The 19,405-nt window shown below is 64.1% G+C and carries 12 protein-coding genes and 1 pseudogene; 11 read left to right on the plus strand and 2 right to left on the minus strand.

Annotated features, from left to right (window positions below):
• Positions 1-237: 237 nt before the first annotated feature.
• Both aceF and aceE read right to left on the minus strand, forming a co-directional pair.
• Positions 238-2,202 (minus strand): dihydrolipoyllysine-residue acetyltransferase, encoded by a 1,965-nt coding sequence (gene aceF, locus SA190iCDA_RS04170; RefSeq protein ID WP_070885132.1) that lies wholly within the window; start codon positions 2,200-2,202, stop codon positions 238-240.
• An 11-nt stretch (positions 2,203-2,213) separates the two neighbouring features.
• The gene (aceE, locus tag SA190iCDA_RS04175) at positions 2,214-4,862 is read right to left on the minus strand and encodes a pyruvate dehydrogenase (acetyl-transferring), homodimeric type (protein ID WP_070885133.1); all 2,649 of its coding nucleotides are present in this window, start codon (positions 4,860-4,862) and stop codon (positions 2,214-2,216) included.
• Positions 4,863-5,129: 267 nt separating this feature from the next.
• Here aceE and glnE point away from each other — a divergent pair, with 267 nt between their 5' ends.
• From glnE to msbA, 11 genes and pseudogenes are all read left to right on the plus strand, one after another.
• Positions 5,130-8,075, plus strand: coding sequence for a bifunctional [glutamate--ammonia ligase]-adenylyl-L-tyrosine phosphorylase/[glutamate--ammonia-ligase] adenylyltransferase (gene glnE, locus SA190iCDA_RS04180; protein WP_070885134.1), 2,946 nt, complete (start codon positions 5,130-5,132; stop codon positions 8,073-8,075).
• 43 nt (positions 8,076-8,118) lie between these two features.
• Positions 8,119-9,156: a lipopolysaccharide heptosyltransferase II gene (gene waaF / locus SA190iCDA_RS04185; RefSeq protein WP_070885135.1), complete on the plus strand. Its 1,038-nt coding sequence runs from the start codon at positions 8,119-8,121 to the stop codon at positions 9,154-9,156.
• Positions 9,157-10,158: a lipopolysaccharide heptosyltransferase I gene (waaC, locus tag SA190iCDA_RS04190; protein ID WP_070885136.1), complete on the plus strand. Its 1,002-nt coding sequence runs from the start codon at positions 9,157-9,159 to the stop codon at positions 10,156-10,158.
• A gap of 20 nt (positions 10,159-10,178) precedes the next feature.
• The gene (locus SA190iCDA_RS04195; protein WP_070885137.1) at positions 10,179-11,300 is read left to right on the plus strand and encodes a glycosyltransferase family 4 protein; all 1,122 of its coding nucleotides are present in this window, start codon (positions 10,179-10,181) and stop codon (positions 11,298-11,300) included.
• Positions 11,301-11,439: 139 nt separating this feature from the next.
• Positions 11,440-12,267, plus strand: a complete 828-nt coding sequence (gene rfaP / locus SA190iCDA_RS04200; protein WP_070885138.1) for a lipopolysaccharide core heptose(I) kinase RfaP — start codon at positions 11,440-11,442, stop codon at positions 12,265-12,267.
• Positions 12,264-13,001 carry a lipopolysaccharide kinase InaA family protein gene (locus tag SA190iCDA_RS04205; protein ID WP_070885139.1) on the plus strand — a complete coding sequence of 246 codons (738 nt, stop codon included), beginning with the start codon at positions 12,264-12,266 and terminating at the stop codon, positions 12,999-13,001. The genes rfaP and SA190iCDA_RS04205 overlap by 4 nt, the downstream gene beginning before the upstream one ends.
• On the plus strand, positions 12,998-13,747 hold the full coding sequence (locus tag SA190iCDA_RS04210; RefSeq protein WP_070885140.1) for a lipopolysaccharide kinase InaA family protein: 750 nt from the start codon (positions 12,998-13,000) through the stop codon (positions 13,745-13,747). The genes SA190iCDA_RS04205 and SA190iCDA_RS04210 overlap by 4 nt, the downstream gene beginning before the upstream one ends.
• Positions 13,744-15,174 carry a lipopolysaccharide kinase InaA family protein gene (locus tag SA190iCDA_RS04215; RefSeq protein WP_070885141.1) on the plus strand — a complete coding sequence of 477 codons (1,431 nt, stop codon included), beginning with the start codon at positions 13,744-13,746 and terminating at the stop codon, positions 15,172-15,174. The genes SA190iCDA_RS04210 and SA190iCDA_RS04215 overlap by 4 nt, the downstream gene beginning before the upstream one ends.
• Positions 15,175-15,251: 77 nt before the next feature.
• Entirely contained in the window at positions 15,252-17,027 is a 1,776-nt protein-coding gene (locus tag SA190iCDA_RS04220; protein ID WP_070885142.1) for a carbamoyltransferase, read from the plus strand.
• A gap of 160 nt (positions 17,028-17,187) precedes the next feature.
• Positions 17,188-17,373 (plus strand): hypothetical protein, encoded by a 186-nt coding sequence (locus SA190iCDA_RS04225; protein ID WP_070885143.1) that lies wholly within the window; start codon positions 17,188-17,190, stop codon positions 17,371-17,373.
• A 115-nt stretch (positions 17,374-17,488) separates the two neighbouring features.
• Positions 17,489-19,299: pseudogene (msbA, locus tag SA190iCDA_RS04230) on the plus strand (lipid A export permease/ATP-binding protein MsbA).
• Positions 19,300-19,405 lie beyond the last annotated feature (106 nt).

The raw sequence follows: 19,405 nt of genomic DNA on the forward strand, positions 1-19,405 counted from the left end.
GTATCTGCTCCCGCCACCATGGGGCGATAGTGGTTGGCCTAGGTTGCACCATGGTGTGACGGCTGACAAGAAGTCTAATGGCATTGTGATGTCTTTATTTTAACTACCTGATTTGAAACGGATATTGCACGCAGTAAAAGGCATATGAACGGCCCGTTTGGCAACATGAATGGGCAAAAAAAACCCCGCCGGATCGGGCGGGGTCGAGGATACGAGCGTGGCGCTCGAAATAGGTGCTTACAGCAGCATGGTGCGGATGTCGGTCAGCACATCGCCCAGGCGCTTGGTGAAGCGGGCAGCAGCTGCACCATTGATCACCCGATGATCGTAGGACAGCGACAGCGGCAGCATCAGCTTGGGCTGGAAGGCCTTGCCATCCCAGACCGGCTGGATGGTCGCCTTGCTGACCCCGAGGATCGCCACTTCCGGCGCGTTGACGATCGGCGTGAAGCCGGTGCCGCCAATGTGGCCGAGGCTGGAGATGGTGAAGCAGGCGCCCTGCATGTCGTCAGCCGACAGCTTCTTGTTGCGGGCCTTGTCAGCCAGTGCAGCGGCTTCGGCAGCCAGCTGCAGCAGGCTCTTCTGGTCGACGTTCTTGATCACCGGCACCAGCAGGCCGTCCGGTGTGTCGACGGCGAAGCCGATGTGCACGTATTTCTTGCGGATCACTGCCTTGCCGCTCGGTGCCAGGGAACTGTTGAAGTCCGGCAGCTCCTTGAGCAGGTAGGCACAGGCCTTGAGCAGCAATGGCAACACGGTCAGCTTGACGCCCGCCTTCTCGGCGACGGCTTTCTGGGCGACGCGGAAGGCTTCCAGCTCGGTGATGTCGGCCGAGTCGAACTGGGTCACGTGCGGCACGTTCAGCCAGCTGCGGTGCAGGTTGGCGGCGCCGACCTGCATCAGGCGGGTCATCGGCACTTCTTCGACTTCACCGAACTTGCTGAAGTCGACGGTCGGGATCGGCGGAATGCCGGCGCCGCCATTCGCGCCCGCGGCGGCGGCAGGAGCCGACTTGGCCTTCTGCAGTTCGGCCTTGACGTACGCCTGCACGTCTTCCTTGAGGATTCGACCTTTCGGGCCACTGCCAGGCACCGAACTCAGCTCGACACCGAACTCGCGGGCCAGCTGACGCACCGCCGGGCCGGCGTGCACCTTGCTGCCGTCGCGGCTTGGCGCGGCAGCCGGAGCGGCCTGGGGTGTGGCCTTGGCCGGTGCGCTGCCTTGCACGTTGGCGGGCTTGGCCTGCTCCGGGTTAGCGGCGGGGGCCTGGGCGGCGGCGGCCGGTTTGGCGGCAGCCCCCTGGACCTTGAGGGTCAGGATCAGGTCGCCGGTCTTGGCCTGGTCGCCGACCTTGATGGCGATGCTTTCGATCACGCCGGCCTTGGGCGCGGGGATCTCCATGCTGGCCTTGGCCGATTCCAGGGTGATCAGGGACTGCTCGGCTGCCACGCTGTCGCCTTCCTTGACCAGCATCTCGATGACGCTGGCAGCGTCGGCGCCAATGTCCGGGATACGCACTTCTTCAGTGCTCTCACCGGCCGGTTCTTCGGCTGCCGCAGCGGCCGGCGCTTCGGCCTGAGCCGGGGCGGCTGCCGGGGCTGGCGCGCTGGCGGCCTGCCCCTGGGCGCCCGCAGCACCCTTGAGCACCAGGATCAGGTCGCCGGTGCCGACTTCGTCACCGACCTTGACCGACACGCTCTCCACCACGCCGGCTGCCGGCGAGGGGATTTCCATGCTGGCCTTGTCGGACTCGAGGGTGATCAGCGACTGGTCGACTTCGATGCTGTCGCCCGGCTTGACCGCCACTTCGATGATGCTGGCCTTGGCGCTGGAGCCGATGTCCGGCACCTTGACTTCCTGAGGCCCGGCACTGCCGGCCGACTGAGCCTGGGGCTCGGCGGCTGGCTGCTCGGCAGCGGCAGGTGCTGCCTGCTCCTGCTTCTGCTCGGCAGGGGCGGCTTCAGCGTCGCCTTCCACGTCCAGTTCGAGCAGCTCGTCACCTTCTTTCAGGGTATCGCCGAGCTTGACCTTCAGGCTCTTGACCACGCCGGCCTTGGGGGCCGGGATTTCCATGCTGGCCTTGTCTGACTCCAAGGTCAGCAGGCTCTGGTCGGCTTCGATGCGGTCGCCGACCTTGACGAACAGCTCGATGATCTCACCTTCACCGCCGCCGATGTCGGGTACGCGAATCAATTCACTCACAATGCGTCTCCTCAGCAGTCCAGTGGGTTGCGTTTTTCGGGGTCGATACCGAACTTGACGATGGCCTCGGCCACCACCTTGCGCTCGATTTCACCGCGATCGGCCAGCGCTTCGAGCGCGGCCAGGGCGACCCAGCGGCGGTCCACTTCGAAGAAGTCGCGCAGCTTGCGACGGCTGTCGCTGCGGCCGTAACCATCGGTACCCAGGACCTTGTATTCCTTGACCGGTACCCACTGGCGAATCTGCTCGGCGAACAGCTTCATGTAGTCGGTGCTGGCCACGACCGGACCCTTGCGGCCGCTCAGGCACTGCTCGACGTAGCTCTGCTTGGGCTCGTCGCCCGGGTGGAGGCGGTTGCTGCGCTCTACGGCCAGGCCGTTGCGACGCAGTTCGTTGAAGCTGGTGACGCTCCATACATCGGCAGCGACGTTGTAGTCGTTGCGCAGGATCTTCGCCGCTTCGCGAACTTCGTTGAGGATGGTGCCGCAGCCCAGCAGTTGCACGTGGTGGGCGGCTTCCTTCTGGTCCTCTTCGAGCAGGTACATACCCTTGATGATGCCGTCTTCGACACCTTCGGGCATGGCCGGCTGCTGGTAGTTCTCGTTCATCACGGTGATGTAGTAATAAACGTTTTCCTGCAGGGTCATCATCCGGTGCGTGCCTTCGCGCATGATCACCGCCAGCTCGTAGGCGTAGGTGGGGTCATAGCTGCGCACGTTGGGGATGGTGCTGGCGAGGATGTGGCTGTGGCCGTCCTCGTGCTGCAGGCCTTCACCGTTCAGGGTGGTGCGGCCGGAGGTGCCGCCCAGCAGGAAGCCGCGGGTCTGGCCGTCGCCGGCTGCCCAGGCCAGGTCACCGATACGCTGGAAGCCGAACATCGAATAGAAGATGTAGACCGGCAGCATCGGCGTGTTGTAGTTGCTGTAGGCGGTACCGGCGGCGATGAACGAGGAGAACGCACCGGCCTCGTTGAGGCCTTCCTGGAGGATCTGGCCGTCCTTCTCTTCGCGGTAGTACATCACCTGGTCGCGGTCGACCGGCTCGTACAGCTGACCGACCGGGGAATAGATACCCAGCTGGCGGAACATGCCTTCCATGCCGAAGGTACGCGCCTCGTCAGCGAGGATCGGCACGATGCGCTTGCCCAGCTCCTTGTCCTTGACCATCGAGGCGAGGATGCGCCCGAACGCCATGGTGGTGGAGATTTCACGGTCACCCGAGCCGTCCAGAACGGCCTTGAGGGTTTCCAGCGGCGGCGTCGGGATGCTGATGCTGCCGCGGTTGCGCTGCGGCAGGTGGCCGCCGAGTTTCTCGCGGCACTTGCGCAGGTATTTCATTTCCGCGCTGTCTTCGGCCGGGCGGTAGAAGGGCAGTTCTTCCAGCTGCGAATCATTGAGCGGAATGTCGAAGCGATCGCGGAATTTCTTCAGCGACTCGATATCGACCTTCTTGGTGTTGTGCGCGGTGTTCTTCGCCTCGCCGGCACCGGTGCCATAACCCTTGATGGTCTTGGCCAGGATGACGGTGGGCTGACCCTTGTGGTTGACCGCCTGGTGGTAGGCCGCATAGACCTTGTACGGGTCGTGGCCGCCACGGTTGAGGTTGAAGATTTCCTCGTCCGACAGCTTCTCGACGCGCTTGAGCAGTTCCGGGTCGTGACCAAAGAAGTGCTTGCGCACGTAGGCGCCGTCCTTGGCCTTGTAGTTCTGGTACTCGCCGTCGATCGCCTGGTCCATACGACGCTGCATGCGGCCGTCTTCGTCCTGGGCGAACAGTGGATCCCACATGCGGCCCCAGATTACCTTGTTGACGTTCCAGTTGGCGCCGCGGAACACGCCTTCGAGTTCCTGGATGATCTTGCTGTTGCCGCGAACCGGGCCGTCGAGGCGCTGCAGGTTGCAGTTGATGACGAAGATCAGGTTGTCGAGGTTCTCGCGGCCGGCCAGGGAAATGGCGCCCAGGGTTTCCGGCTCGTCGGTCTCGCCGTCGCCGATGAAGCACCACACCTTCTGCTTGCCAGCCGGGATGAAGCCGCGGTTTTCCAGGTACTTCATGAAGCGTGCCTGGTAGATTGCGGTGATCGGACCCAGGCCCATGGAAACGGTCGGGAACTGCCAGAAGTCCGGCATCAGGTGCGGGTGCGGGTACGACGAGAGGCCGCCACCGTCCACTTCCTGGCGGAACTTGAGCATCTGCTCTTCGCTCAGGCGGCCTTCCAGGAAGGCGCGGGCGTAGATACCGGGCGATGCGTGGCCCTGGTAGTAGATCAGGTCGCCGCCGTGTTCTTCGGTCGGGGCCTTGAAGAAGTAGTTGAAGCCGATGTCGTAGAGGGTCGCGCTGGAGGCGAAGGTGGAGATGTGACCACCCAGGTCCGGGTCCTGCATGTTGGCGCGCATCACCATGGCCAGGGCGTTCCAGCGAACGATCGAGCGGATGCGGCGTTCCATGAACAGGTCGCCCGGCATGCGTGCTTCGCGCGTGACCGGAATGGTGTTGCGGTAGGGCGTGGTGATCGAATAGGGCAACTGCGTGCCGCTACGAGTGGCCAACTCACCCAGGCGCGTCATCAGATAGTGGGCACGGTCTTCGCCTTCCTTGTCGAGGACGGATTCCAGTGCGTCCAGCCATTCCTGGGTTTCGATTGGATCGAGGTCTTGCATGGCTTGCTCCAGAGCGGAAAGGCTTCCAGAATCGGAAACCAGATGCGTGGCCGGCTTTTTGAGCGGGCACATTAATTCTTGGATGTACCGGTTGGGTAGATCCGGCTTCCTGTAGTTTTACTACATTTCGTCGGCGATTTCAGCTCTCTCGATCAATCCAGTCGTGGCAAAACTACAATCAAATCAGGCGAGAGCCAGAAACGGCGAGCCTTCGCAGGGCCTGCGCCGGTTTCCACCAGGCTCACAGCCCGCCGAAAAGGATAGACCATGAGCTTGCCCGCGCTCGTCTCTTTGCCTGCCGCGCTTCACCCCATCGCCCAGCGTGCCGAGCAGTCCCTCGCCCAGGCGTTCGCGACCTTGTCCAATAAGGCTGCCACCGATTTTGCCGCCTGGCCGGCGCAGCGCAAGGAGCACCTGCAGCGGGTCACGGCCGCCAGTGACTTCGTCACCCAGCAGGGCCTGCGCGATCCGCAGATGCTGCTCGAGCTGGCCGGCAGTGGCGAGCTGGAGCGGCGTCTGGCCGGCGGTGAGTTGCGTCGGCAGCTGGCCGAGCAACTGAGCGAATGTGCCGACGAGAATGCCCTGGCCCGTAGCCTGCGGCGCTTTCGCAACCGTCAGCAGCTGCGCATCATCTGGCGCGACGTCAGCCGCCAGGCGGATCTGGTGGAAACCTGCCGCGACCTCTCCGATCTGGCCGACGCGTGTATCGACCAGGCCTATCACTGGCTCTACCCCCGGTATTGCGAGCAGTTCGGCACGCCGGTCGGGCGTCGCAGTGGCGAGCCGCAGCACATGGTGATCCTCGGCATGGGCAAGCTCGGTGCCCATGAATTGAACCTGTCGTCGGATATCGACCTGATCTTCGGTTACCCGGAGGGCGGTGAGACCCAGGGGGTCAAGCGTGCGCTGGATAACCAGGAATTCTTCATTCGCCTGGGCCAAAAGCTGATCAAGGCGCTGGACGCCATCACCGTCGATGGTTTCGTGTTTCGCACCGATATGCGCCTGCGCCCCTATGGCTCGTCCGGCGCGCTGGTGTTCAGCTTCAACGCGCTGGAGCAGTACTACCAGGACCAGGGGCGCGACTGGGAGCGCTACGCGATGATCAAGGCGCGGGTGGTCGGCGGTGACCAGCAGGCAGGCGCGCAGCTGCTGGAGATGTTGCGCCCTTTCGTCTACCGCCGTTACCTGGATTTTTCCGCCATCGACGCGCTGCGCACCATGAAGCAGCTGATCCAGCAGGAAGTGCGCCGCAAGGGCATGGCCGAGAACATCAAGCTCGGTTCCGGCGGCATCCGTGAGGTGGAGTTCATTGCCCAGGCCTTCCAGCTGATCCACGGCGGGCGTGACCTCAGCCTGCAGCAGCGCTCGTTGCTCAAGGTGCTGCACACCCTCAAGGATCAGGGTTACCTGCCTGCTCAAGCGGTCGACGAGCTGCTCGCCGGCTACGCCTTCCTGCGTTACACCGAGCATGCCCTGCAGGCCATCGACGACCGGCAGACGCAGATGCTGCCGGATAACGATCGGGATCGCGCCCGGGTGGCCTTCATGCTCGGCTTCGATAGCTGGGATGCCTTCCATGAACGGTTGATGCACTGGCGCGGCCGGGTCGACTGGCATTTCCGCCAGGTCATCGCCGACCCCGACGAGGATCAGGACGGCGACGAGGAGGCCATGGTCGGCGCCGAATGGTTGCCGCTGTGGAACGACGACCAGGATGAAGAGGCGGCCTGTCGCCAACTGGCCGAGGCCGGTTTCCTCGATGCGAAGGCCGCCTGGCAGCGGCTGGTGGGGCTGCGCAACGGCAACCAGGTTCGGGCCATGCAACGTATCGGCCGTGAGCGGCTGGATGCTTTCATTCCGCGACTGCTGGCCGCCACCGTCGAGCAGGAAACGCCGGATCTGGTGCTGGAACGGGTGCTGCCGCTGATCGAGGCGGTCGCGCGCCGCTCCGCCTATCTGGTGCTGCTCACGGAAAACCCCGGGGCCTTGCAGCGCCTGCTGACGCTGTGCGCCGCCAGCCCGTGGATCGCCGAGCAGATCAGTCGCTTCCCGCTGCTGCTCGACGAATTGCTCAACGAAGGGCGCCTGTTCAGTCCACCCCAGGCACCGGAATTGGCCGCCGAGCTGCAGGAGCGCCTGACGCGCATTCCCGAGGAGGATCTGGAGCAGCAGATGGAGGCGCTGCGCCACTTCAAGCTGGCCCACGGCCTGCGCGTGGCCGCCTCGGAAATCGCCGGCAGCCTGCCGCTGATGAAGGTCAGCGACTACCTGACCTGGCTGGCCGAAGCCATTCTCGACCAGGTACTGGCCCTGGCCTGGCGGCAGATGGTCAGCCGCCACGGCACACCCCTGCGCGCCAATGGCAGCCCCTGTGCGCCGGATTTCATCATCGTCGGCTACGGTAAGGTCGGGGGTATCGAGCTGGGCCACGGCTCCGATCTGGATCTGGTGTTCATCCACGACGGCGACCCCCAGGCCGAGACCGATGGCGCCAAGCCCATCGACGGTGCGCAATTCTTCACCCGTCTGGGGCAGCGCATCATTCACCTGCTGACCGCACAAACCAACTCCGGCCAGCTCTACGAGGTCGATATGCGCCTGCGGCCGTCGGGCGCTGCAGGCCTGCTGGTCAGCTCCCTGGGCGCGTTCCGCCGTTACCAGGAGGGCGAGGCCTGGACCTGGGAGCATCAGGCCCTGGTACGCGCCCGGGTGCTGGTCGGCTGCGAGCGGGTGGCCAGCGCATTCGCCGAGGTACGTACCGCGGTGCTGGCCCGTGAGCGTGATCAGGCCAAGCTGCAAGCCGAGGTCAGCGAGATGCGCGCCAAGATGCGCGACAACCTGGGCAGCCGTGTCACGGCGGCCGGTACGGCGGAAAATGCCTTCAGCGCGGCCTCGCCCTTCGACCTCAAGCAGGATGCCGGAGGTATCGTCGATATCGAATTTATGGTGCAATACGCGGCCCTGGCGTGGTCGAAGCAGCACCCGGCGCTGCTCGAATTTACCGACAACATCCGCATTCTGGAAGGCCTGGATCGCCTCGGTCTGCTCCGCGATGGCGAGGCGACCCTGCTGCAGGACGCCTACAAGGCCTATCGCTCGGCAGCCCATCGGCAGGCCTTGCAGAAGCAGCCCGGGGTCGTGGGCGGCGACCAGTTTCACGAGCACCGGCGCAATGTGATGCGCATCTGGCGTGAACTGGGCCTGAGTTGATGGCTGCCGTTTGCCATCGGGCTTCTCTAGCGAAACTGAGCTTATGAATATTCTGATCATCGGCCCTTCGTGGGTAGGCGACATGGTGATGGCGCAGACATTGTTCCAGTGTCTGAAACTGCGTCATCCGGAATGCGCCATCGACGTGCTGGCCCCGGACTGGAGCCGGCCGATCCTCGAGCGCATGCCCGAAGTGCGTCAGGCGCTGAGCTTTCCCCTCGGCCATGGCGTGCTGGAACTGGCCACGCGGCGGCGCATCGGCAAGTCCCTGGCGGGCCGTTACGATCAGGCGATCCTGCTGCCCAACTCCATGAAGTCGGCGCTGGTGCCGTTCTTCGCCGGAGTCCCGCTGCGTACCGGCTGGAAAGGCGAGATGCGCTACGGCCTGCTCAATGACGTGCGCAAGCTGGACAAGGATCGCTACCCGCTGATGATCGAGCGCTTCATGGCCCTGGCCTATCCGGCGGGTGCCGAGTTGCCGCAGCCCTATCCGCGCCCGTCCCTGCGTATCGACCCCGCGACCCGTGAGGCGGCGCTGGCGCATTTCGGCCTTGCGCTGGATCGCCCAGTCCTGGCCCTGTGCCCCGGCGCCGAGTTCGGCGAGGCCAAGCGCTGGCCCAGCGAGCATTACGCCAAGGTCGCCGAGGCGAAGATCCGTGAAGGCTGGCAGGTCTGGCTGTTCGGCTCGAAAAAGGATCATCCGGTGGGCGAGGATATCCGTTCGCGGCTGATTCCCGGCCTGCGCGAGGAGGCGGTCAACCTGTCCGGCGAGACCAGCCTGGCCCAGGCCATCGACCTGTTGTCCTGCGCCGCCTCGGTGGTGTCCAACGATTCCGGGCTGATGCACGTGGCCGCTGCGCTCAATCGCCCGCTTGTGGCGGTCTACGGTTCGACCTCGCCGCAATTCACCCCGCCGCTGGCCGATCAGGTGGAAATCATCCGCCTGGGCATCGAGTGCAGCCCCTGTTTCGAGCGCACCTGCCGCTTCGGCCATTACAACTGCCTGGTGCAGCTCCAGCCAGGGGTTGCCGTCGACGCCCTGCAGCGGCTGGCCGGCGAGCCAGTCGAGGTCATGCCCTGAATGCGCGTGCTGGTGATCAAGACCTCATCGCTGGGCGACGTGATTCATACCCTGCCAGCCCTCACCGATGCGGCCCGGGCGATTCCCGGCATCCGTTTCGACTGGGTGGTGGAAGAAGGCTTCGCCGAGATTCCGGCCTGGCATCCGGCGGTGTCCCAGGTGATTCCGGTGGCCATCCGCCGCTGGCGCAAGCAACCGTTGAAAACCCTGGTCAGTGGCGAGTGGTCGCGCTTCAAGCAGCGCCTGCGCGAAAGTCACTACGACCTGGTGATCGACGCCCAGGGGTTGTTCAAGAGCGCCTGGCTGACCCGCTACGTCAAGGCGCCGGTGGCCGGGCTGGACAGCAAATCCGCCCGCGAGCCGATTGCCGCGCGCTTCTATGATCGCCCGTACAGCGTGCCGCGGGCCCAGCACGCGCTGGAGCGCACCCGCCAGTTGTTCGGCCAGGCGCTGGGCTACAGCGTGCCCGCCGGTCTGGGCGATTACGGGTTGAACCGCGCCCAGCTTGCAGATCCGGCCGCGAGCCCTTATCTAGTGTTCCTGCATGGCACCACCTGGGCCAGCAAGCACTGGCCCGAGGCCTACTGGCGCGAGCTGGCCGAGCAGGTCGCCGAGCAGGGTTGGGCGATTCGCCTGCCCTGGGGCAACGAAGCCGAGAAGGCTCGCGCCGAACGCATCGCCGAGGGCATCGAAAACGCCGCCGTGCTGCCTAGGCTCAACCTGGCAGGCGTGGCCAAGGTGCTCGCCGGTGCCCAGGCCTGCGTGGCCGTGGATACCGGGCTGGGCCACCTGGCGGCGGCGCTGGACGTGCCGACCGTGTCGCTGTACGGCCCGACCCTGCCCGGCCGGGTCGGCGCCTACGGGCACTCCCAGGTGCACCTGTGCGCCAGTGGCCCGGATGCCGGCAAGGGTGACCGCGACAAGCCCTGTTTCGATGACCTGAAACCGCAGCGGGTGTTCACCGAATTACATGCCCTGCTGCTGGATCTGGGGCTGGACTGATGCAAGCGAGCGGAGGGCCGATGCGCCTGGCTTTTATCCTCTACAAGTACTTCCCCTACGGCGGGCTGCAGCGCGACTTCATGCGCATCGCCCTGGAGTGCCAGCAGCGCGGCCACAACATCCGCGTCTACACGCCGATCTGGGAAGGCGAGGTGCCGGAGGGCTTCGAGGTGGTGGTGGTACCGGTCAAGGCGCTGTTCAACCATCACCGCAACGAGAAGCTCACCGCCTGGGTGCAGGCCGACCTGCGCGAGCGCCCGGTCGACCGGGTGATCGGCTTCAACAAGATGCCGGGGCTGGATGTGTACTACGCCGCCGATGGCTGCTTCGAAGACAAGGCGCAGACCCTGCGCAACCCGCTGTACCGTCGCTGGGGCCGCTACAAGCATTTTGCCGAATACGAACGGGCGGTGTTCGCGCCGGAGTCGAACACCGAGATCCTGATGATCTCCGAGGTGCAGCAGCCATTGTTCGTCAAGCATTACGGCACGCCGGGCGAGCGCTTCCACCTGCTGCCGCCGGGCATCGCCCTGGACCGTCGCGCACCGGCCAATGCCGCCGAGATCCGCGCCGAGTTCCGCCGCAAGTTCGCCCTGGCCGACAACGACCTGCTGCTGGTGCAGATCGGTTCGGGCTTCAAGACCAAGGGGCTGGATCGCAGCCTCAAGGCCCTGGCCGCTCTGCCGCCGGCGTTGAAAAAGCGCACCCAGCTGATGGTGATCGGCCAGGACGATCCCAAGCCCTTCCTGTTGCAGGTCAAGGCGCTCGGCCTGAGCGACCAGGTGCAGATTCTCAAGGGGCGCAGTGACATTCCGCGCTTTCTGCTCGGCGCCGACCTGTTGATTCACCCGGCCTATAACGAGAACACCGGCACCGTGCTGCTCGAGGCGCTGGTCGCCGGCCTGCCGGTGCTGGTCACCGATGTCTGCGGCTACGCCCATTACATCAGCGATGCCGACGCCGGCCGCGTGGTGCCCAGCCCGTTCGAGCAGTCCACCCTGAACCACATGCTGGCCGAGATGCTGGCCGACCAGGCCGCGCGTGAGGCCTGGCAGCGCAATGGCCTGGCCTACGCCGACACGGCCGATCTGTACAGCATGCCGCAACGGGCCGCGGATGTGATTCTGGCGGCGCAGGCCTGATGCTCATCCTTCAGGGTCTGGCTCGCTCCGGTGGCACGGGGCAGGACTTATGCCTGCGTGTGGCAGCGCATTGCGCCGCGGCTGGCAATGCGCTGCATGACAACGATCTGCCGGCATGCCGGCTTCTGCGAGAGGCGCTATGCAGCTGATTCTTGCTGAACCATTCAAGTCCCTATGGGCCGGCAAGGATGCCTTCAGAGAAGTCGAGGGCCTGCAAGGGCAGGTCTACCGCGAGCTCGAGGCGCGGCGTACGCTGCGCACCGAGGTGGCCGGCAGGGGCTATTTCGTGAAGATTCACCGCGGGGTCGGCTGGGGCGAGATCGTCAAGAACCTGGTCACGGCTCGCCTGCCGGTGCTGGGCGCGGGGCAGGAGTGGAAGGCCATCCAGCGTCTGCACGAGGCGGGTGTGTCGACCATGACCGCAGTGGCCTACGGTGAGCGCGGTGGCAATCCGGCGCAGCAGCATTCGTTCATCATCACCGAAGAGCTGGCGCCGACCACCGACCTCGAGCAGCTGACGATGGGCTGGGCCGATCAGCCGCCGGCGCCGACCTTGAAGTGGGCGTTGATTCGCCGGGTCGCGCAGATGACCGGGGGCATGCATGCCGCCGGCGTGAACCACCGCGACTGCTATATCTGCCACTTTATGCTGCACACCGACACGCCCTTCGACGCCGAGGATTTCCGCCTGTCGGTGATCGATCTGCATCGCGCGCAGGTGCGCCAAGGCGTGCCGAAGCGCTGGCGCGACAAGGACCTGGCCGGGCTGTATTTCTCGGCATTGGGCATTGGCCTGACCCGGCGCGATCTGCTGCGCTTTCTCAAGGCGTATTTCGGCGTCGTCGACAGCCGCCCGCTACGCCAGATCCTGCAGGACGAGGCGGCGTTGCTGCGCTGGCTGCAGGGCAAGGCTGGCCGGCTGCGCGCGCGCTATACGCGCAAGTATGAAACGGGAGGTGCAGCATGAGTCAGTGGCGTGTCACCGCCTTGGCCACGCCCGAGGCGGCCCGGGCATTCGCGTCCCTGGATGCGGTCTTTGCCCTGCAGGGCGAGCCCATTACCCACGACCCGTTGTCGGATGTGATTCGCGTGGAGTTCGGCGGGCTGCGCTACTACGTCAAGCGCTACCACGGTGCGGGCAAGGGCGCGCGGCGTTTCGTTGGCCGGCCGCGGGTCAAGGCCGAGTGGCAGAACCTCAAGCATTTCGCGACCTGGGGCATCCCCACCGCGCCCATCGCCGCCTACGGGCTGGAGCGCAAGGGCGCGGCCTTTCACCGGGGCGCGCTGATTACCCAGGAGTTGGTCGATACCACGGACATGTGGCGACTCGCCTCCTCGGGCGATGCGCGCCTGCGTGACCGGGCCTGGGTCGAGGATGTCAGCTGTCAGCTGGCTCGCGCTACGCGCATTCTTCATGACCACCATTTCGCCCACAACGACCTGAAGTGGCGCAACCTGCTGGTCGATGAGCACCGCCGTCTGTACTTCATCGACTGCCCGACCGGCGCCTTCTGGCGGGGGCCGTTTCTGCGGCGGCGCATCGTCAAGGACCTCGCCTGTCTGGACAAGGTGGCCAAATACCACCTGTCGCGCACCCAGCGCCTGCGTTTCTATCTGCAGTACCGGCGCCGCGAGCGGCTCAACGACAGTGACAAGCAGCGCATCGGCCAGATCGTACGCTTTTTCGAGGGCAGGGAATGAAGGACTTCATCGACAGCGATGATCAAGCGCTGCTCGAACGTCGTGGCCTGGCCAGTTTCGAGGCGCTCTGGGCGCTCGAACTGCATGCGGTCGACGAACCCAACAAGGCGCCGCGCGGCGGCTGGAGCACGGTCTACCGGCTCGACCTGGAAGGCCATGGCTATTACCTCAAGCGCCAGAGCAATTACCTGACCCATAGCCTGGAGCGGCCCTGGGGCGAGCCGACCCTGGCACGGGAGTTTCGCAACATTCGCCGCTATCGGCGCCTGGGTATCCCGGCCATGAGCGCCGCGTTCTACGCCGAGCGGCGCATCGCTGGTGAGCGCCGAGCCGTGTTGCTGACCCATGCCCTGGATGGCTGGCGGGATCTGGACAGCTGGCTGCCCGAGTGGCGTCAGCTCGCCGCCGAGCAGCGCCAGGCGATCGTCAGCGCCTGCGGTCGTCTGGCCCGCCGGGTGCATGAACAGGGCCAGGTGCATGGCTGTTTCTACCCCAAGCATATCTTTCTGCAACCACGAGACGAGGGGTTCGCCGCGCAACTGATCGATCTGGAAAAGACCCGGCCGCTGTTTCTCGGCAAGCGTGACAGGGTCAAGGATCTCGAGCCGTTGCTGCGTCGCACCAATCCCTGGAATGAAGCGGATCACCTGGGTTTCCTGACTGCCTATCTGGGTGGCGGACAGCAGGTGGATCACTGGTCGCAGCGTCTTACGGCGCGCTTGAAGGACAAGGCCCAACGCCCATGAAACTGGCTTCTCTGACCCAGGTGGGGCGTAGCCCCGCATTGCCGCTGCTGATCGAGGTGCCGACAGGCCAGCCGCTCGAGCTGTGCAGCCTGCTGCGGGTACTGCCCGGCCAGCGTTATGTCGGCCAGGCCCAATGGCAGGGGCGTACGGTGCTGGCCAAGTTGCTGGTGGGCGGCAAGGCCGAGCGGCATTTCGCGCGGGAGCTGCAAGGTGTCCAGCTGCTGGCGGCCCAGGGGCTGTGTACGCCGTTGCTGCTCGAGCAGGGTGTGGCGGCCGGCCAAGGCGGCTGGCTGTTGTTCGAGTTTCTGGACGGCGCGCGCAGCCTGGCCGATGACTGGCAGGCCGTCGCTGACGAGGCCTGGTTGAGCGATGCGCAGCAGCAGGTGCTGGGCGAGGCGCTGGGGGTTATCGGCCAGTTGCATCGTCGTGGGCTGTGGCAGGAAGACCTGCACCTGGACAATCTGCTGCGCCACGACGGTCGTCTGCACCTGATCGATGGCGGCGGCATTCGTGCCGAGACGCCCGGTCAGCCGCTGTCGCGCGACAGGGTGCTGGCCAACCTGGGGCTGTTCTTCGCGCAGTTTCCCGGGGCCATCGACAGCTTTGTCGAGGAGCTGCTGGTGCATTACCTGCTGGTCAATGGCGAGCACGCGCTGCCGCTGGAGGCACTGCTCAAGGCGGTGGCCAGGGCGCGAGCAACGCGCCTGCAGGCGTACATGGCCAAGATCGAGCGCGAGTGCACGGCCTTTCGCGTCTGGCGCGGGCCGTCGCGCCTGCAGGTGGTGAGGCGCGAGGAGGACGTGGCGCTGGCGCCCGTCCTGGCCGACCCCGACGCGGCGATTGCCGCCGGCGAGCCGCTCAAGCTGGGCGGCTCCTCGACCGTCGCCCGCATCGAGCAGGCTGGCCGGCAATTGGTCATCAAGCGTTACAACATCAAGGGCTTTGGCCACTGGCTGCGACGCTTCTGGCGCCCGAGCCGCGCCTGGCACAGCTGGTGCGAGGGGAATCGTCTGGATTTCCTCGGGATCGCCACACCCACGCCGCTGGCCGTGCTCGAGCGGCGTACCCTGTGGTTGCGCCGCCAGGCCTATCTGATTACCGAACACACGCCGGGTATGGATATAATCGCCCGTTTCGCGCCCTGCGGGACGGACGGATTGCCGCCCGAAGCGGATTTGCAGGCGCTGGAGGCCTTGTTCGCTGCCCTGCTGCGCGAGCGCATCAGCCATGGCGACTGCAAGGGTAACAATATCCTCTGGCAGGACGGCCGCTGGGCGCTGATCGACCTGGATGCCATGCAGTACCATGGCCGGGCCAGCAGCTTCAAGGCCGCCTATGCACGTGACCGTGCGCGCCTGCTGCGCAACTGGTCAGCCGACAGCGCCTTGTACCTTGAGCTCGACCGGCGCTTGCCAACACTTATTTGAGCCCTCCGAACGAGGGCTCAGCGAAATCAAACCGTATCGGTTGTCGAGTCAGACAGCCGCGTTAAGAGGCTTTATCCGTGGCATTGACGATTCTTGGCCTGTCCGGCGCCCTCAGTCATGACCCTTCCGCGGCGTTGTACATCGATGGCAAGTTGATTGCCGCGGCGGAAGAAGAGCGCTTCGTGCGTGACAAGCACGCGAAGAATCGCATGCCCTACGAGTCGGCCAAGTTCTGCCTGGAGCAGGCCGGTATCAAGCCCTCCGATGTCGACGTGGTAGCGATTCCCTTCGCGCCCATCAGCCTGTTCGGCAAGGCGCGCTGGCACTACGCCAAGCGCTACTGGTACGCGCCGGATCGCGCCCTCGACGCCATCCTCATGGGGAACCGCCGTTACAAGCGTTATCGCAAGAAGATCGTCTGGTGCCTGGAACAGCTGGGTTTCGACGCCAAAAAGGTCAAGATCGAACCGGTCGAGCATCACCTGGCCCACGCCGCCAGTGCCTATCACTGCTCGGGCTTCACCGAGAAGACCGCTATCCTCGGGATCGATGGCAAGGGTGAGTACGCCACCACCTTCTTCGGGTATGGCGAGAACGGCCGCATCCACAAGATCAAGGAGTTCTTTGACCCGGACTCCCTGGGCGGCCTGTATGGCGCGGTGACCGAGTTCCTCGGTTTCGAGATGCTCGACGGCGAGTTCAAGGTCATGGGCATGGCGCCCTACGGCGATGCCAGCAAGTACGATTTTTCCCGCCTGGCCAAGTTCGAGAACGGCGAGCTGGTGATCAACACCGACTACGCCAACGTCATCGGCCTGCGCCGCCACAAGGAAAAGGGCAAGGGCTACTACTTCTCGCCCAAGCTGATCGACTGGCTGGGGCCCAAGCGTGAAGGCGATATCGCCGACGATCCCTACATCCACTACGCCGCCAGCATGCAGGCGCTGTTCGAGAAGCTGGCGCTGGAGATGATGGATTACTACCTGGGCGACATCATCCGCGAAACCGGCAAGATCGCCTTTGCTGGGGGCTGCGCGCTGAACGTCAAGCTCAACCAGAAGATCATTGCCCGCCCCGAGGTCAAGGAGCTGTTCGTGCAGCCCGCCTCCGGCGACGCCGGCACTTCCGTTGGTGCCGCGGCTTACGTTTCCCACAAGCGCGGCGTGCCGGTGGAGAAGATGGAACACGTCTACCTCGGCCCGGCCTACTCCAACGAAGACGTCATCGCCGCCTGCGCCCGCCACCCGAACGCACCGAAATGGCAGAAGATCGACGACATGCCGCAGCGCATCGCGCAGATCATGGTCGATGGCAACCCGGTAGCCTGGTTCCAGGGCCGCATGGAATTCGGTCCGCGCGCCCTGGGCGGTCGTTCGATCATCGGTTGCCCGAGCATCCCCGGCGTGGCCGACCGCATCAACGAACAGATCAAGTTCCGCGAGCGCTGGAGACCCTTCTGCCCGTCGATGCTCGACACCGTCGCCGAGCAGATGCTCAAGGTCGACCACCCGAGCCCGTTCATGACCTTCACTTTCGAAGTCAACGAGGAATGGAAGGAGCGGGTCAGCGAAGTCGTCCACGAAGACGGCACCTCCCGCGCCCAGGTCCTCAAGCGCGAGTACAACCCGCGCTGGTACGACCTGATGCTGGAGCTGGAAAAGCTCACCGGCAACGGCGTGTCCCTGAACACCTCGCTGAACCGCCGTGGCGAACCGATGATCTGCTCGCCGACCGACGCCCTGAACATGTTCTTCGGCTCGGACCTGCAGTACCTGATCATGGAGGACATTCTGGTGGTCAAGGACGGCGTTGCTGCACCGAACAGTGATCTGTCCGGCAGCGTGGAGTCTTAGGGTTGGCTGGCAGCCAGGCAAGGTTGAAGACGCTGCTGTTCAACGACACGTCTTCGGAGGGGCACCACGGCTGCCATTTGGTGATGCAGGCCTACCTGTTGGATTTCGAGCGGGCGGTGAGTTCAGTCGTGAAGCAGGCATCGACGACTTCAAGAAGATTATGCTGCGCCTGCGTGATCTGGGGTTGAGTGACAGCGTGCTCGAAGCGCTCGCCGCACGCTGCGCCTCAGCAACCGATTCGCCTGTGCTCGATGCCCAGGCGATGCTGGCCGAGCTGCAAGGGTTGAATGTGGTGCGTAAACCCACACGTTGGCGACCGCCGCAGCAGCTGCAAGGCTCACTCTGAGCGGCGAGCCCGGCAGTCCGGCGTTTGCGTTGTGCGGTTCGTCGGTTTTCAGGCGCATTTGGTTGCGTGGTGCCTGATGGTACAATCGCCGGCTTAATCCTAGAGCCAGCATCTTATGCCTGATTCAAGCGCCAAATCGCCTTCGATCTCCAGCTTCAAGTTGTACATGCGGCTGTTGAGCTACATGAGGCGCTACTGGTTCATGTTCGGCGTCAGCATGATCGGTTACATCATCTTCGCCTCGACCCAGCCAATGCTCGCCGGGCTGCTCAAGTATTTCGTCGACGGCCTTGCTTCCCCGAAGCGGGCATGGTCGAGCTGCCGCTGCTGGGCAGTATGCAACTGCTCTACGGCGTGCCGCTGGCGTTGTTGCTGATCACCATCTGGCAAGGGTTGGGCTCCTTTCTCGGCGGTTATTACCTTGCCCGGGTATCGCTTGGGTTGGTGCAGGATTTGCGTATTGCGCTTTTCAACAACCTGCTGACACTGCCCAACCGTTACTTTGACAATCACTCCACCGGCTACCTGATTTCCCGCATCACCTACAACGTCGGTTCGGTTACTGGCGCGGCGACGGATGCCTTGAAGGTCATGGTGCGCGAAGGCCTGACGGTAGTTTTCCTGTTCGGCTATCTGCTGTGGATGAACTGGAAACTGACCATGGTGATGGTGGCGATCCTGCCGCTCATTGCACTGATGGTTAAAAGTGCGAGCAAGAAATTCCGCAGCCAGAGTCGCAAGATTCAGAGCGCCATGGGCGAGTTGACCCATGTTTCTTCCGAGACCATTCAGAACTACCGTGTGGTGCGCAGTTTCGGTGGCGAGCGTTACGAGCGTGAGCGCTTCTACGAGGCGAGCGAGGACAGCACCCGCAAGCAGCTGCGCATGACCCGCACCAGTGCGATCTATACACCCAGCCTGCAGCTGCTGAATTACGCCGCCATGGCGTTCCTGATGTTCCTGGTGCTGTTCCTGCGCGGCGACGCCAGTGTCGGTGATCTGGTGGCGTATATCACCGCCGCAGGGCTTCTGCCCAAGCCGATTCGCCAGCTCTCGGAGGTCAGCTCGACCATCCAAAAGGGGCTTGCCGGTGCCGAAAGCATCTTCGAGCAACTGGACGAAGCGCCTGAGCCGGATCAGGGCACGGTCGAGAAAGAGCGGGTCAGTGGAGCTCTCGATGTCAAAAATCTGAGCTTCGTCTACCCGGGCACTGAAAAAACCGTCCTGCAGGACATCAGTTTTAGCGTGGAACCGGGGCAGATGGTGGCGTTGGTCGGTCGTTCAGGTAGCGGCAAGTCGACTCTGGCCAATCTGATTCCGCGTTTCTATCAGCATGATCAGGGGCAGATTCTGCTCGATGGCACGTCGATAGAAGACTATCGCGTCGAGAACCTAAGAAAACATATTGCCCTGGTCACGCAGCAGGTTTCCCTGTTCAACGACTCCGTCATCAACAATATTGCCTATGGCGATCTCCGGAGTCTGCCTCGCGAGGCGGTCGAGCAGGCCGCCGAGGCTGCTTATGCCCGCGAATTCATCGATCTGCTTGCGCAGGGTTTCGACACCAAGGTGGGGGAGGATGGCGTCATGCTGTCGGGCGGCCAGCGTCAGCGTCTGGCGATCGCGCGGGCGTTGCTCAAAAGTGCGCCTGTGCTGATTCTCGATGAGGCGACCTCGGCGCTGGATACCGAGTCCGAGCGTTATATTCAGGCCGCTCTCGACAAGGTCATGGAGGGGCGCACCACGCTGGTCATTGCGCATCGGTTGTCGACCATCGAGAAGGCCGATCTGATCCTGGTCATGGATCAGGGACGCATCGTCGAGCGAGGTACCCACGAGTCACTGCTTGCGCAGAACGGTTACTACGCCCGCCTTCATGCCATGGGCCTCGAGGAAAAGGATGAACCCAGTCCAAGCCCTGACTAAAGGGCGGACGTCGAAGCGACAACGACACGGCGTTCCGAATGAGCGGATGTGCTCGAAAGTTTGCAGTACTTGATCACGGACGATATTGAATTATGCGGGAGTTTTG

It is taken from the genome of Pseudomonas argentinensis (assembly GCF_001839655.2).
GTDB classification, from domain to species: domain Bacteria; phylum Pseudomonadota; class Gammaproteobacteria; order Pseudomonadales; family Pseudomonadaceae; genus Aquipseudomonas; species Aquipseudomonas argentinensis_B.